This window comes from Escherichia sp. TW09308 (assembly GCF_000208565.1).
GTDB lineage: Bacteria > Pseudomonadota > Gammaproteobacteria > Enterobacterales > Enterobacteriaceae > Escherichia > Escherichia marmotae.
In genome coordinates this window covers 1,257,347-1,272,403 of the sequence record NZ_AEME01000001.1, presented here as the reverse complement: position 1 = coordinate 1,272,403, position 15,057 = coordinate 1,257,347, and the positions used below count along the sequence as shown (strand labels likewise).

The 15,057-nt window shown below is 53.0% G+C and carries 13 protein-coding genes; 2 read left to right on the top strand and 11 right to left on the bottom strand.

Annotation, left to right across the window (positions count from 1 at the left end):
- Positions 1–13: 13 nt before the first annotated feature.
- The 9 genes from purF to pdxB all read right to left on the bottom strand — a co-directional run bounded on the left by purF (position 14) and on the right by pdxB (position 9,087).
- Positions 14–1,531 (bottom strand): amidophosphoribosyltransferase, encoded by a 1,518-nt coding sequence (gene purF / locus ESM_RS0106150; RefSeq protein ID WP_000334207.1) that lies wholly within the window; start codon positions 1,529–1,531, stop codon positions 14–16.
- 36 nt (positions 1,532–1,567) lie between these two features.
- Positions 1,568–2,056 (bottom strand): colicin V production protein, encoded by a 489-nt coding sequence (gene cvpA / locus ESM_RS0106145; protein ID WP_000262105.1) that lies wholly within the window; start codon positions 2,054–2,056, stop codon positions 1,568–1,570.
- Positions 2,057–2,312: 256 nt separating this feature from the next.
- Positions 2,313–2,975 carry a cell division protein DedD gene (gene dedD, locus ESM_RS0106140; RefSeq protein WP_000157018.1) on the bottom strand — a complete coding sequence of 221 codons (663 nt, stop codon included), beginning with the start codon at positions 2,973–2,975 and terminating at the stop codon, positions 2,313–2,315.
- The gene (gene folC / locus ESM_RS0106135) at positions 2,965–4,233 is read right to left on the bottom strand and encodes a bifunctional tetrahydrofolate synthase/dihydrofolate synthase (RefSeq protein WP_000584593.1); all 1,269 of its coding nucleotides are present in this window, start codon (positions 4,231–4,233) and stop codon (positions 2,965–2,967) included. Before folC ends, dedD begins: the two co-directional genes overlap by 11 nt.
- Before the next feature lie 69 nt (positions 4,234–4,302).
- Positions 4,303–5,217: an acetyl-CoA carboxylase, carboxyltransferase subunit beta gene (accD, locus tag ESM_RS0106130; RefSeq protein ID WP_000118402.1), complete on the bottom strand. Its 915-nt coding sequence runs from the start codon at positions 5,215–5,217 to the stop codon at positions 4,303–4,305.
- 155 nt (positions 5,218–5,372) lie between these two features.
- Positions 5,373–6,032, bottom strand: a complete 660-nt coding sequence (locus ESM_RS0106125; RefSeq protein ID WP_000364342.1) for a DedA family protein — start codon at positions 6,030–6,032, stop codon at positions 5,373–5,375.
- A gap of 27 nt (positions 6,033–6,059) precedes the next feature.
- Positions 6,060–6,872: a tRNA pseudouridine(38-40) synthase TruA gene (gene truA, locus ESM_RS0106120; protein ID WP_001283594.1), complete on the bottom strand. Its 813-nt coding sequence runs from the start codon at positions 6,870–6,872 to the stop codon at positions 6,060–6,062.
- A complete protein-coding gene (locus ESM_RS0106115) occupies positions 6,872–7,885 on the bottom strand; it encodes an aspartate-semialdehyde dehydrogenase (RefSeq protein ID WP_001289148.1) in 1,014 nt (337 codons plus the stop codon). The genes truA and ESM_RS0106115 overlap by 1 nt, the downstream gene beginning before the upstream one ends.
- A gap of 65 nt (positions 7,886–7,950) precedes the next feature.
- Complete coding sequence (gene pdxB / locus ESM_RS0106110) at positions 7,951–9,087, bottom strand: 4-phosphoerythronate dehydrogenase PdxB (RefSeq protein ID WP_000699165.1); 1,137 nt, start codon at positions 9,085–9,087, stop codon at positions 7,951–7,953.
- A gap of 99 nt (positions 9,088–9,186) precedes the next feature.
- Here pdxB and flk point away from each other — a divergent pair, with 99 nt between their 5' ends.
- The gene (flk, locus tag ESM_RS0106105; protein ID WP_000615850.1) at positions 9,187–10,182 is read left to right on the top strand and encodes a flagella biosynthesis regulator Flk; all 996 of its coding nucleotides are present in this window, start codon (positions 9,187–9,189) and stop codon (positions 10,180–10,182) included.
- On the opposite strand, the gene ESM_RS0106100 is transcribed toward flk, so the two are convergent.
- A complete protein-coding gene (locus ESM_RS0106100) occupies positions 10,179–11,357 on the bottom strand; it encodes an MFS transporter (protein ID WP_000127795.1) in 1,179 nt (392 codons plus the stop codon). The genes flk and ESM_RS0106100 overlap by 4 nt on opposite strands.
- A gap of 286 nt (positions 11,358–11,643) precedes the next feature.
- On the bottom strand, positions 11,644–12,864 hold the full coding sequence (fabB, locus tag ESM_RS0106095; protein ID WP_000817180.1) for a beta-ketoacyl-ACP synthase I: 1,221 nt from the start codon (positions 12,862–12,864) through the stop codon (positions 11,644–11,646).
- Between the two features lie 158 nt (positions 12,865–13,022).
- Here fabB and mnmC point away from each other — a divergent pair, with 158 nt between their 5' ends.
- A complete protein-coding gene (mnmC, locus tag ESM_RS0106090) occupies positions 13,023–15,029 on the top strand; it encodes a bifunctional tRNA (5-methylaminomethyl-2-thiouridine)(34)-methyltransferase MnmD/FAD-dependent 5-carboxymethylaminomethyl-2-thiouridine(34) oxidoreductase MnmC (protein WP_000683549.1) in 2,007 nt (668 codons plus the stop codon).
- The last annotated feature ends 28 nt before the right edge of the window (positions 15,030–15,057 follow it).

The window sequence follows — 15,057 nt, the reverse complement described above, 5'->3', positions numbered from 1 at the left end:
CTGAACGAAGGTATTATCCTTCGTTATGCATTTCCAGGTTTTCAACTTCGTTCTGACGTTGCACTGCTTTAGCGTCGTCATTACGTAAAGTATCGAGGAAATCGAGGTAGCCTTGATCAACGTCTTTGGTGACATAGACGCCATTAAACACCGAGCATTCGAACTGCTGAATATCCGGATTTTCAGCGCGAACGGCTTCGATCAGATCGTTTAGATCCTGGAAGATAAGCCCATCAGCACCGATGATCTGGCGGATTTCATCCACTTCACGACCGTGTGCGATCAGTTCCGTGGCGCTCGGCATATCAATACCATAAACGTTCGGGAAACGAATTTCCGGCGCGGCAGAGGCGAGATACACTTTCTTCGCTCCGGCTTCACGCGCCATCTCGATAATCTGCTCAGAGGTGGTGCCGCGGACGATGGAGTCATCGACCAGCAGAACGTTTTTATCGCGGAACTCAGCGCGGTTGGCGTTCAGTTTACGACGAACAGACTTACGGCGCAGTTGCTGGCCCGGCATGATAAAGGTACGGCCAACGTAGCGGTTTTTCACGAAGCCCTGGCGGTACGGTTTACCCAGAATGCGAGCGATTTCCAGTGCGATATCGCAGGAGGTTTCCGGAATCGGGATCACCACGTCAATATCCAGATCTTCCCATTCACGGGCAATTTTTTCGCCAAGCTTGGTGCCCATATTAACGCGGGCGCTATAAACGGAAATTTTGTCGATGAACGAATCCGGGCGGGCAAAGTAAACATACTCGAACAGGCACGGATTGCTGACCGGATTGTCGGCACACTGACGGGTAAACAACTGCCCTTCTTCAGTGATGTAAATCGCTTCGCCCGGTGCGACGTCACGCAGGAACTCAAAGCCCAGGGTATCGAGCGCAACGCTTTCAGAGGCAACCATATATTCTGTGCGATTGTCATCAACATCGCGTTTTCCCAACACCAGCGGACGAATGCCGTTAGGATCGCGGAAAGCAACCATACCGTGGCCGATAATCATCGCCACACAGGCATATGCGCCACGGATCAGACGGTTAGTGGCGGCAATGGCGGCGAAAATGTTATCGGCTTCCAGCGGATAGTGGCGGAAGTTATCCAGTTCGCTGGCGAAGATATTAAGCAAAATTTCCGAGTCAGAAGTGGTGTTGATGTGGCGGCGTTTTTCTTCAAACAACTTTTTACGCAACTCGTGAGCGTTAGTCAGATTGCCATTATGGGCAAGCGTGATGCCATATGGAGAGTTAACGTAAAACGGCTGCGCTTCAGAAGCGCTGGAGCTGCCAGCCGTAGGGTAACGCACATGACCAATGCCCATATTGCCCTGCAAACGCTGCATGTGGCGAGCTTCAAATATATCGCTCACCAGACCGTTCGCTTTACGCAAACGAAAGCAGTTATTGGCATCAATGGTGATGATGCCTGCGGCATCCTGACCGCGATGCTGAAGCACCGTTAAGGCATCATAAATCGACTGGTTAACCGGCATAACACCGGCGATACCGACAATACCGCACATACGTCTTTTTCCTCGTTAAGCCACATCTCAGAGCACTTACGCTCTGGGCAAGAAACTTGACGAGCTTTGCAGATAATCAAAAAACCATCTGATGATAAAACTGAACTGTGGGATCAGCTGTGATTTGCTCCAGTCTTCGCTTTTCGACACTCCGGTAAAGGAGTCGAGAAAGAAAAGAATAGCGGCAACAATCAATACGCCGCGCAACGCACCGAAACAGACGCCCAGCACCCGATCGGTGCCTGACAACCCCGTTTTCTCCACCAACTGACCTATCACGAAGTTCACGATAGCGCCAACGATAAGCGTAGCGATAAACAGTACCGCGATGGCAATCCCATTTCGAACCAGTTCGTCTTCAAAGCCCGTAAACCAGGCTGACAGGTAAGTGTAGTAATGACTGGCGACAAAGAACGCACAACCCCATGTCACCAGCGATAATGCTTCACGAACAAAGCCGCGGATCAGGCTAACCAGAGAAGAAAAAGCAATCACCGCGATTATGGCGTAATCAATCCAGACCATATGTGTCCCACGATTTTACGCCCTGTCATCCTGTTCGGGGCGCATTCTAACAGAAAAAGAAAACGTTTGCGTAGGGATTTCCTTCCCGCGCATCAATAAAAATGGCGCTGAAAAAATATTCAACGCCATCGACTTTTTGTGCCTTTGCGGCACCGGCTATACGTGTCGGATGCGGCGTGAACGCCTTATCCGACCTGGGGTTATGCTCCCGCGTAGACCTGATAAGACGCGTTAGCGTCGCATCAGGCAAACCGTATTAATTCGGCGTATAGCCCATCACCACGCCGCTCAAGCCAGAAAGCTGCCTCAACTCACCCAGCGAACCTTTCAGCTTCTCTTTAGAAGCATCCGGCCCAACCAGAATGCGGGTGATTTTACCCTGCACTGGCGTCGACGGCGACGTATAAACGCGATATCCCGCGCCACGCAGCTTAGCAACAATCTCATTCACTTTATCGGCATTTTTCAGCGCGCCCAGTTGCACTACATACGCTTTACCCGTCGGTGCCGCTTTTTCTTCAACAACCGGCTTCGGTTCTGGCTTCGGCGGGGGCGGCACTTCAACCTTCGGCTTAGGCGGATCCACCGGTTTCGGTTTCGGTGGAGCGACCGGTGCAGGCTCCGGTTCAAACACGGTATTGTTGGCCGCAATGGTTGTCGGATCGAGCGAAGGCGCTGCGGCATCGCCTGCCCGCACCTCTTCTGCCGCGCCTTCTGGCGGCTGTGTCGGCAACGCCTGAGTGGCGGCTGGCATCATATCAGGCTCGTCACGATCGCCAGCTTTCGGCACCAGCGGGATCGCTGCGAACTCATCCTGATAATGTTTTTTCTGCCCATCGAGCAGCCCTGGAAGCACAATCACCCCCAGCGCCACCAGCACTATTGTGCCAACTAACCGATTCTGAAACTTACTCGCCACCGCTTCTCCTCGCGTCAATCACTTCCATGACATGTGCGACCGTATGGAATGAACCACACACCAGCACGGTATCTTCCGGTTTAGCGTCCGCCATCGCGGCATCCCATGCCTGCGCAACGCTGTCAAATGGTTTGCCATTACCCAGATGTTCCAGCAGTTGCTCTGCTGTAGCACCGCGTGGCCCTTCCAGTGGCGCACAATACCAGTCATCAACTACGCTTTTCAACCAGGCCAGAGTTCCGGCAATATCTTTATCATGTAGCATACCGATAACCGCCAGCACGCGCCCGCTTTTCGGTAACGCTTGCATACGTCCGGTGAGATATTCTGCCGCATGTGGATTATGGGCGACATCAAAAATGACGCGTGGCAACTCACTCACAATCTGGAAACGTCCCGGTAAAATTGCACTGGCAATGCCCTCGCGAATTGCCTGTTCACTGACCTCCAGGCCGCTGGCGCGAAGTGCTGCCAGCGCCGTTGCGGCATTTGGTTGTGGGACAAGCGGCAACGGCAGGTTTTCTAGCGTACCGTGAGCATCGGTAAACGACCAGTCATGGTCTGTGACAGAATAATTCCACTCAACACCGCGACGTTGCAGCAATGCACCTTTTTCCTGCGCCACATCGGCAATGGTGTACGGCATTTCCGGTTCACCGACAATCGCCGGTTTTTCACTGCGGAAGATCCCCGCTTTCTCGCGACCAATGCTTTCGCGATCTGGCCCCAGCCAGTCGGTATGATCAAGCGCAATGCTGGTCACTACCGCGACATCAGCATCAACAATATTGGTGGCATCCAGACGACCGCCCAGCCCGACTTCCAGAATCACCACGTCAAGTTGTGCCTGTTTGAACAGCCACAACGCCGACAGCGTACCGTATTCGAAATAGGTCAGAGAAATATCACCGCGTACCGATTCAATCTCAGCAAAAGAGGCTGTATGAGCCGATTCCGGTAATTCCTGACCCTGCACACGAACGCGCTCGGTATAACGCACCAGATGCGGCGAACTGTAGACCCCCACTTTGTACCCTGCCGCCATCAGAATCGACTCCAGCGTGCGACAGGTTGTGCCTTTGCCATTAGTACCCGCGACAGTAAACACAAACGGTGCTGGTTTCAGAACGCCGAGACGCGCTGCCACCTGGCTTACGCGCTCAAGGCCGAGATCGATAGTCTTACTGTGCAGGTTTTCCAGATAAGAAAGCCACGAAGCCAAAGGCGACGCGGCTTGAGGTGTGCGTTTGATAATCATGGTATCCGCTGATTCATTACGGGGATAATAGCAAAAGGGCAGAGCCAGCGGCCCTGCCCTTATCAGTTATCAGGCCTCTGGTTCCTGATCCGGTGCTGGTGGCACCACTTCGCCTTCGCGTGGCGCTTCAGGATTCGGCGCTGGCAGATTCATCAGCTTCGCCAGGATGCTCGCCAGTTTCAGGCGCATTTCCGGGCGGCGGACAATCATGTCGATCGCGCCTTTCTCGATCAGGAACTCACTGCGCTGGAATCCCGGCGGCAGTTTTTCGCGAACGGTCTGTTCAATAACACGCGGACCGGCAAAACCGATTAACGCTTTCGGTTCAGCAATGTTGAGATCGCCCAGCATCGCGAAACTCGCAGAAACACCGCCCATGGTTGGGTCAGTCAGCACGGAGATGTACGGCAGACCGCGCTCCTGCATTTTCGCCAGCGCAGCAGAGGTTTTCGCCATCTGCATCAGCGACATTAGCGCTTCCTGCATACGTGCGCCACCGGAAGCGGAGAAGCAGATCAGCGGGCAGTTGTCTTCCAGCGCCTGCTCAACGGCACGCACGAAACGCGCACCCACCACAGATCCCATTGAACCGCCCATAAAGGCAAATTCGAATGCCGCAGCAACGACCGGCATTCCATACAAGGTGCCTTTCATTACTACCAGCGCGTCTTTTTCGCCGGTTTCTTTCTGTGCAGATGCCAGACGGTCTTTATACTTTTTGGAGTCACGGAACTTCAGCACATCTTTCGGCTCAAGCTCGCTACCCAGCTCCACAAGGCTTCCTTCATCCAACAGGCTATGCAGGCGATTACGCGCCGTCATACGCATGTGATGGTCACACTTCGGACAGACCTCAAGATTACGTTCCAGCTCAGCACGGTATAAAACCTGACCGCAGCTATCACACTTAGTCCACACGCCTTCAGGAATGCTCGCCTTGCGGGTGGGAGTAATGTTGCTTTTAATTCGTTCAATCCAGCTCATTAGGGACCTTTCTGTCTGAACCTGGTTCGATGCCAGCTTTATCTTTGGGGACGCATAATGCCATTTTTGCCCCCAACAGACCATGAATGTTGCACATTAAAACATAACAGCCCGAAACTTTGGATAAAAAAGTGGTCGAACCGCGGAGTTACTTTTTATTTTGCGGCGCGTGCCGCAGCGCGTTTGTGACGGATAATTTCGATGACGCCCGGCAGAATGGAAACCACAATAATCCCGACGATCAGCAGCTTAAGGTTATCCTGAACCATTGGGATTGTACCGAAGAAATAGCCTGCGTAGGTAAAAAGTAGAACCCACAACAGCGCGCCGATCACGTTATAAGCGGCGAAATGACGGTATGACATGTGGCCCATCCCCGCAACGAACGGGGCGAACGTTCTGACAATTGGCACAAAACGGGCGAGAATAATGGTTTTGCCGCCATGTTTCTCATAAAACTGATGGGTTTTGTCGAGATAACTGCGACGGAAAATTTTCGAGTTCGGATTGCTGAATAATTTCTCACCGAACAACCGCCCAATAGTGTAGTTAACGGCATCGCCAACAATCGCGGCAACCAGCATCAGTACTACCATCATATGGACATTGAGATCGTTAGTTCCCAGCGAGGCCAGCGCCCCGGCAACAAACAGCAGCGAATCTCCCGGCAGAAACGGTGTCACTACCAAACCAGTTTCACAGAACAAAATCACAAACAAAATGGCATAAACCCAGACGCCATACTGCGCGACCAGTTCCGCCAAATGCACGTCAATGTGCAGGATAAAATCGATGAGGAAATAAATCAGGTCCATATTTGCCTATGCCTTGTACGACTAAAATTAGTCCGCCAGAAAGAGCGGGCCCATTGGCGGCTTTGGAAGATCGAATCTGTCCGGGTAATCCACCGCGACCAGATACAACCCTTCCGCTTTCGCCGTTGCTGCCGCCAGCGTCCTGTCCTTAGCCGCCAACAGCTCTGCTATCCAGCTCTCCGGCTGGTTGTGGGCACCCACTTCCATCAGGCTGCCGACAATATTCCTCACCATATGATGTACAAAGGCATTCGCTTTGATATCTACCACCACATAGGGACCGTGACGCGTGACGTTGATATGCATAACGTTACGCCACGGCGTTCGGGACTGACACTGCACCGCGCGGAACGAGGTGAAATCATTCTCGCCCAACAGGCATTGTGCCGCCCGATGCATCCGTTCGGCATCCAGCGGTTCGTAAAAGTGGGTAACACCTTTACTCAGTACCGCCGGACGCAGTCGATGATTGTAGATGATGTAGCGATAACGGCGAGCCGTAGCGCTAAATCGGGCGTGAAAATCATCGGGTACAGCTTTAACCCAACGCACGGCGATGTCACCAGGTAAATTCGCATTTACGCCTAACGTCCACGCAGCGTCTTTGCGTAACGCGGTGGTTTCAAAATGCACTACCTGCCCGGTGCCGTGTACCCCTGCGTCGGTTCGCCCGGCACAGAACACGGTGATGGGTTCGTTCGCTACCTGCGAGAGCGCCTTTTCCAGCTTTTCCTGCACACTGCGGACTTCATTCTGCCGTTGCCAGCCGTAATATCTGCTGCCGTCGTACTCAATACCCAGCGCAATTTTATAAACTGGCGGTTGTTGCTGGTCGGACATTAGTACAGGTACTCCTGCACCAGTTTTTCAGCGATCTTCACCGCCATCAGTGCCCCCCCAAAACGGACGTTGTCGGCCACCGACCAGAACTGGATTTGCTCTGGCATACCATAGTCATTACGAACACAGCCGACAGAAAGATGCGGAGAACCAGACGCATCGCCCACCTGCGTTGGGAATTCATTCTCTTCAGAAAGCACAATATCTTCGCTTTGGGAAAACGCATCACGCGCTTCTTCTGCCGCCAGCGGACGTAATGCTTCGAAGTTGACCATCTGAGCATGACCGTAAAATACCGGTGCCTGAACGACACTAGCCGAAATCATCAGCCCTTCGTCCTGCATAATTTTGCGCACTTCATCGACAATACGGCGCTCTTCGCGTACGTTACCTTCGCGATCCGGTAGCAAGGGCAGCATATTAAACGCCAACTGACGACCAAAGAAATCATCTTCATCAATCGGAATACCGTTGAGCAATTTCGCGCTCTGCCCGGCTAATGCATCCACCGCTTTTTTGCCCTGAGCGGAGGCAGAAATCAGGCTGGTAACGCTGATGCGCGACAAACCGCCCTGATCGATTAACGGTTTCAGTGCAGCCAGTAACTGGCTGGTCAGGCTATCAGGAACAGCAATAACGTTACGGTTACGGTAGTCCGCCAGTACAAACGGATTCACGTCCGGCACCACCAGCGGAACATCAGGTTCGAGAGCAAACAGGCCGCTGCTATCAATGACCAGACATCCCGCGTTAGTGGCTTCTTCAACCCAGGCGGCGGTAGCTTCTTTACCTGCAACAAAAAACGCCAGTTGCGCCTGCGTCCAGTCAAAATCGGCAGCATCCTGCACGGTGATTGTCTTACCACCAAAACGCAGATGTTCACCTGCGCTTTCGTTACGTGCCAGTGCATAAATTTCCCCAACCGGGAACTGACGTTCAGCCAGCGTTTCAATCAGGGCTTCGCCCACAGCGCCAGTTGCGCCCAGGACAGCAATGTTCCAGCCTTCAGACATGGTGGTTTACTCCAGAAATAGCAAAACTCCCTGCCGATATTACAGCAGAGAGCATGAAGAAGAGATTAACGTGCCGGATGATGAACGGCGTTAAAACCCAATTTACACAGTAATGCCGCCGCGTTGGCGTCATCGCAAATCACATACAGAGACGACCATTCACGGCGTTCAAGGTAATTTTTGCGCAGTTTATCGAACTCACCCGGTATCCCGGCGACTTTACGCAGCGGTGCGTCATCGCGGCGCACATCATACACCAAATGCACCAGCCTTTTTAGCGTTGGCTGATCGAGCGAGCCATGCAGCGTAATACGGCCAAATTCTGGTGTTGGCAATAAGGTATCCAGCGCGATGTGCTGTTCATGACCAATAAACTTGCTATAAGCCTCAAACACTTGCGTGGTGCCACGCGCTTTACCTTCGAGGGTATAGCCCGCGATATGCGGCGTGCCGATATCCACTTTTTGCAGCAGCTCGACGTTGAGTTCTGGCTCGCCCTCCCAGACGTCCAGCACCACGCTTAACTTCTGGCCTTCATTCAGACAGGTCAGCAGTGCGGTATTATCGACGACTGCGCCACGGCAAGCGTTAATCAGAATCGTCCCCGGCTTCAGGCTGCGGATCAGTTTTTCATCCGCCAGATGCCGCGTTTTGTACGGACCATCTTTAAAGAGTGGTGTATGGAACGTCAGAATATCCGCGTGCTGAACCAGCTCATCAAGAGAACGGAAATCTCCCTCATCCCCACGATCGGCGCGTGGCGGATCGCAAAGCAAGGTTTTAATTCCCAACGCCTCCAGCCGCGCCTGTAATCGACGACCAACGTTACCAACTCCCACGATCCCCACGGTACGGTCATGCAGTGAAAATCCATCGCGTTCGGCAAGCATTAGCAACGACGAGAAAACATATTCCACTACCGCAATCGCATTGCAGCCAGGTGCGGCAGAAAAACCGATCCCTGCCTGCTGCAACCATGCCTCATCAACATGGTCGGTCCCCGCAGTGGCGGTGCCAACAAATTTTACTGATTTCCCCGTCAGCAGCGACGCGTTCACTTTCGTGACCGAACGCACCATCAACGCATCCGCGCCATCCAGTTCTGCGACTGGAATTGGACGCCCCGGAACCGCTTTCACCTCACCCAAACGGCTAAATAATTCGCGGGCATAAGGCATATTTTCATCAACAAGGATTTTCACGTTTGTGCTACCTGTATGAGAACGAGAGTTAACCGGACAAGTGTGCCATAATCTCGCGGCCAGGCATACTTGCGATGATTTCAGGTATAAGGATACGTAATGATACAACCTCTTTCAGGCCCTCCTCCTGCGCAACCACCAGGTCAGGGGGATAACCTGTCGTCTGGCGCAGGCAATCAGCCTTTATCCAGCTTGCAACGTACCGCGTTGGAAAGTTTGATGATCAAAGTGACTTCGCTGACGCAACAGCAGAGCGCAGAGTTGTGGGCCAATATAAAGCACGACATCGGTCTGCCGGGTGATTCACCTTTGCTTTCACGCCATTTCCCGGCAGCAGAACAAAACCTTGCGCAACGTTTGCTGTCTGCGCAAAAAAGTTATTCTGTCCGCCAACTTTTGGCCCAATTGGGGGAGTATTTACGTCTGGGAAATAATCGTCAGGCCGTCACGGATTATATCCGGCATAACTTTGGTCAGACGCCGCTAAATCAACTCTCACCAGAGCAATTAAAAACCGTCCTGACGCTACTACAGGAAGGGAAGATGGTTATCCCGCAGCCGCAACAGCGCCAGGCGACCGACCGACCTTTATTACCAGCGGAACACAATACGCTCAAGCAACTGGTCACCAAACTCGCGGCGGCAACAGGGGAACCCAGCAAACAGATTTGGCAATCGATGCTGGAACTTTCAGGGGTGAAAGATGGCGAGTTGATTCCGGCGAAACTGTTTAACCATCTGGTCACCTGGTTACAGGCTCGTCAGGCGTTAAGTCAGCAACACACTCCGACGCTGGAGTCACTCCAGATGGCGCTAAAGCAGCCACTGGATGCAAGCGAGTTGACGGTATTATCGACGTATGTTGAGCAAAAGTATGGGCTTTCAACACAATCAGCCCTGACGTCTGCACAGGCCGAAGATATCCTTAACCAGCTCTATCAGCGGCGGGTGAAAGGCATTGAACCGCGTGATATTCAACCGCTGCTCAATCCCTTTACCCCATTAATTGACACGATGAAAGAAATGTCAATGCGCCCCAGCCTGTGGATATTATTCGTCGTCATCATTGTGATGTTGATCTGGCTAGTGGGTTAACCCCGGCGAAACGACAGTATCGTCACAATAATCCCCAGCACCGCCGATATCGCCCCGGCAAGAAATACCGAAGAGTAGCCAAACGAGGTCGCCAGAACACCCGCCAGCGGCCCGGAAACACCGAGGGCGATATCCTGAAACGCGGCATAGCCACCGAGCGCTGTGCCGCGCACCTGGGAAGGAACGCGTTTAACCACTTCCACACCCAGGGCCGGGAATATAAGCGAACACCCAGCCCCAGTTAACGCCGCGCCCGCTAATGCGACCCACGCTCCCGGTGCCTGCCAGAGCATCAACAAGCCGGCCGTTTCTACCAACAGAGAGACTATCGCCACTTTTACGCCACCAAAACGGTCTGGCATCCAGCCAAACATTACGCGCATTACGACAAATGCGCCGCCAAAGGCGGTGAGCGTAAAGCCCGCCATCGCCCATCCTTTGCTGGCAAAGTAAAGCGAAACGAAGGTCCCGATAACCGCAAAGCCCACGCCCTGAAGCGCCAGGCCCAGCCCAGGCTTCCAGATAAGACCGACGACACTCCACAGCGAGGGGCGTTCTCCCGCCAGAGCTGGTACTTTGCGCACCGTGCCATTGCAGGCCCACGCCAGCAACGGCAGTATCATTGTCGTAAGTGCCAGGACGGCAAAACCGTAATGACTATGGATCAGTAAGCCAAGCGGTGCGCCGACAGCCAGTGCGCCGTAAATCGCCATCCCATTCCACGACATCACTTTTCCGGAGTGTTTTGGCCCGACGATGCCTAATCCCCAGGTCAGAGCACCAGTCAGCAACTGACTTTCACCAAAGCCAAGGATCAAACGCCCGACGACCAGCAGGGCAAATTTAATCGGCGCAGAAACAGGTAAAAGCGCAGCCAGCAATAAAGCACCACCGGCCAGGCCACAGGATAACATGCCCTGAAGTGCTGAACGTTTTGCCCCATATTGATCGGCCAGCCGTCCGGCATAACCTCGTGTTAATACCGTAGCCAGAAACTGAATGCCAACGGCAATTCCGACCATGGTGTTGCCATAGCCTAGCTCATGATGGACAAAAAGTGGGATCACCGGCAAAGGTAACCCTACGGTCATGTAGGTCAAAAAAACCGCAAAAGCGATGCGAAAAAGCGAAAAATTGGCAGAAGATCGTGTTTCTGTTTGGCTTACAGCAGTCATGCATTACTCCAGAATGCAGCGCAAGGCGAAGAATTTCCCCGTCTTATCTCTCTGGTTTTCAGGGTTACAGTGCGTTGGAAGGGTTTAACGCGTACGTATTTTCAGCAGGATATCGACAAAGCAAGAAGTTTGCCTGGAACAAACAGCGATTGTCAATGATGTGAAAAAGGGAACCATCAGGCTCCCTTTTGCGTTACTGCCGAATGCGGAGCTGGCGCGTAATGTCGGATGCGACGCTTACGCGTCTTATCCGACCTGCTCCAACCGACTCCGACATGTCGCAGAATTAATCTTTCAGCTTACGCATTACCAGCGTGGCGTTGGTGCCGCCGAAGCCGAAGCTGTTAGACATAACGGTGGTCAGCTCGCGATCGGTCGTTTCGGTTACGATGTTCAGTCCCGCAGCCTGCTCGTCCAGCTCTTCAATGTTAATGCTTGGGGCGATAAAGCCGTGTTCCAGCATCAGCAGAGAGTAGATTGCTTCCTGCACACCCGCAGCGCCCAGTGAGTGACCGGTCATCGCTTTAGTTGCAGAAATCGCCGGGCTATTATCACCGAACACTTCCCGGATAGCTGCCAACTCTTTCACATCGCCAACCGGAGTCGAAGTACCGTGAGAGTTCAGGTAGTCGATTGGGGTATCAACGCCGTGCATCGCCATCTTCATGCAGCGAACCGCGCCCTCGCCAGACGGAGCAACCATGTCTGCGCCATCAGACGTTGCGCCGTAGCCAACGATTTCAGCGTAGATGTGAGCACCACGAGCCAGCGCGTGTTCCAGCTCTTCAACCACCACCATACCGCCGCCGCCAGCGATAACAAAACCATCGCGGTGAGCGTCATAAGTACGGGAGGCTTTTTCCGGGGTGTCATTGTATTTGGTAGACAGCGCGCCCATCGCGTCAAATTCGCACGCCATTTCCCAGCACAACTCTTCGCCACCACCAGCAAACACGATGTCTTGTTTGCCCAGTTGGATCTGCTCGACTGCGTTACCGATACAGTGTGCGGAAGTCGCACAAGCGGAGCTGATGGAGTAGTTAACACCGTGGATTTTAAACGGTGTGGCGAGGCAGGCAGAAACGCCAGATGCCATCGCTTTGGTGACCACATACGGGCCAACCGCTTTCAGGCCACGCGGGCCGCGCATTGCGTCAGCACCGAACACCTGGAAACGCGGGGAACCGCCGCCAGAACCTGCAATCAGGCCAACGCGCGGGTTATTCTGGTAAGCTTCCGGGGAGAGGCCAGCATCTGCGATTGCCTGCTCCATAGAAAGGAATGCATAGATGGATGCGTCGCTCATAAAGCGCACAACTTTGCGGTCAATGAGGCCAGTGGTATCCAGTTTTACGTTGCCCCAGACGTGGCTACGCATGCCGGAATCCTTCAGCTCCTGAGAGAAAGTGATCCCTGAACGTCCTTCACGCAGAGATGCCAGGACTTCCTGCTGGTTATTACCGATGCTGGAAACAATGCCCAGGCCAGTAATCACTGCACGTTTCATTCAATACCTCTGTAAGTCGCACATAGAGTAAGTTTCGAATGCACAATAGCGTACACTTGTACGCCGAACAAGTCCGATCAGACAATTTATAGAGAAATTTGCGCAGCCTGACACACATCGCTAAGATCGAGCCACCGCCTGTAAGACGAGTAACTTACGTGAAACACTACGCTATACAACCTGCCAACCTCGAATTTAATGCTGAGGGTACACCTGTTTCCCGAGATTTTGACGATGTCTATTTTTCCAACGATAACGGACTGGAAGAGACGCGTTATGTTTTTCTGGGGGGTAACCAATTAGAGGCACGTTTTCCCACACATCCACATCCTCTGTTTGTGGTAGCAGAGAGCGGCTTCGGCACCGGATTAAACTTCCTGACGCTATGGCAGGCATTTGATCAGTTTCGCGAAGCGCATCCACAGGCACAATTGCAGCGATTGCACTTCATTAGTTTTGAGAAATTTCCCCTCACCCAGGCTGATTTATCGTTAGCACATCAACACTGGCCAGAACTGGCACCGTGGGCGAAACAGCTTCAGGCGCAGTGGCCTTTACCCTTGCCCGGTTGTCATCGTTTATTGCTCGATGAAGGCCGCGTAACGCTGGATTTATGGTTTGGCGATATTAACGAACTCACCAGCCAACTGGACAATTCACTAAATCAAAAAGTGGATGCCTGGTTTCTGGACGGCTTTGCGCCAGCGAAAAACCCGGATATGTGGACGCAAAATTTGTTTAACGCCATGGCGCGTCTGGCACGTCCTGGCTGCACGCTGGCAACCTTCACGTCTGCCGGTTTTGTCCGCCGGGGCTTGCAGGAAGCTGGATTCACGATGCAAAAGCGTAAGGGTTTTGGGCGGAAACGGGAGATGCTTTGCGGCGTGATGGAACAGACATTATCACTGCCCTCTTCCGCACCGTGGTTTAATCGCACAGGTAGCAACAAACGGGAAGTGGCGATTATTGGCGGCGGTATCGCCAGCGCGTTGTTGTCACTGGCGCTGTTGCGGCGCGGCTGGCAGGTAACGCTTTACTGCGCGGATAACGCTCCCGCGCTTGGTGCTTCTGGTAATCGTCAGGGAGCGCTGTATCCGTTATTAAGCAAACACGATGAGGCGCTGAACCGCTTTTTCTCTAATGCATTTACTTTTGCCCGTCGGCTTTACGGTCAATTACCCGTTAAATTTAATCATGACTGGTGCGGCGTAACGCAGCTAGCCTGGGATGAGAAAAGCCAGCACAAAATCGCGCAGATGTTATCGATGGATTTACCCGCAGATCTGGCGATGGCGGTCAACGCAAATGAGGTTGAAAACATTACAGGTGTTGCGACAAATTGTGGCGGTATTACTTATCCGCAAGGCGGCTGGCTATGTCCGGCAGAACTTACCCGTAATGTACTGGAACAGGCGGAACAGCAAGGTTTGCAGATTCGTTATCAACATCAGTTGCAGGATTTATTGCGTAAGGATGACGGGTGGCAACTGACATTTGCAGATCATCAGCAGGTGATGCATAGCGTGGTGGTACTGGCGAACGGGCATCAAATCAGCCGATTCAGCCAGACGTCACCTCTACCGGTGTATTCGGTTGCCGGACAGGTCAGTCATATTCCGACAACGCCGGAACTGGCGAAACTGAAGCAGGTGCTGTGCTATGACGGTTATCTCACACCACAAAATCCGGCGAATCAGCACCATTGTATTGGTGCCAGTTATCACCGCGGTAGTGAAGATACGACCTACAGTGAGGACGATCAGCAGCAGAATCGCCAACGGTTGATTGATTGCTTCCCGCAGGCGCAGTGGACGAAAGAAGTTGATGTCAGTGATAAAGAGGCTCGTTGTGGTGTACGTTGTGCCACGCGCGATCATCTGCCCATGGTGGGAAATGTCCCCGATTATGACGCCACGCTCGCGGAATATACCTCGCTGGCGGAACAGAAAGATGAAGCGGTAAGCGCACCAGTCTATGACGATCTCTTTATGCTTGCTGCTTTGGGTTCGCGCGGTTTGTGCTCTGCCCCGCTGTGCGCCGAGATTCTGGCGGCACAGATGAGTGAAGAACCTGTTCCGATGGATGCCAGTACGCTGGCGGCATTAAATCCAAATCGGTTATGGGTACGGAAGTTATTGAAGGGTAAAGCGGTTAAGGTAGGGTAATCTGCTTTGGCATTGTTTGCCAGGCCTA

Bases quoted from the DNA above. Each gene is read 5' to 3' on its own strand.
- purF (WP_000334207.1), bottom strand. From the start codon at position 1,531: ATGTGCGGTATTGTCGGTATCGCCGGTGTTATGCCGGTTAACCAGTCG.
- cvpA (WP_000262105.1), bottom strand. From the start codon at position 2,056: ATGGTCTGGATTGATTACGCCATAATCGCGGTGATTGCTTTTTCTTCT.
- folC (WP_000584593.1), bottom strand. From the start codon at position 4,233: ATGATTATCAAACGCACACCTCAAGCCGCGTCGCCTTTGGCTTCGTGG.
- accD (WP_000118402.1), bottom strand. From the start codon at position 5,217: ATGAGCTGGATTGAACGAATTAAAAGCAACATTACTCCCACCCGCAAG.
- ESM_RS0106125 (WP_000364342.1), bottom strand. From the start codon at position 6,032: ATGGACCTGATTTATTTCCTCATCGATTTTATCCTGCACATTGACGTG.
- truA (WP_001283594.1), bottom strand. From the start codon at position 6,872: ATGTCCGACCAGCAACAACCGCCAGTTTATAAAATTGCGCTGGGTATT.
- ESM_RS0106115 (WP_001289148.1), bottom strand. From the start codon at position 7,885: ATGTCTGAAGGCTGGAACATTGCTGTCCTGGGCGCAACTGGCGCTGTG.
- flk (WP_000615850.1), top strand. From the start codon at position 9,187: ATGATACAACCTCTTTCAGGCCCTCCTCCTGCGCAACCACCAGGTCAG.
- ESM_RS0106100 (WP_000127795.1), bottom strand. From the start codon at position 11,357: ATGACTGCTGTAAGCCAAACAGAAACACGATCTTCTGCCAATTTTTCG.
- fabB (WP_000817180.1), bottom strand. From the start codon at position 12,864: ATGAAACGTGCAGTGATTACTGGCCTGGGCATTGTTTCCAGCATCGGT.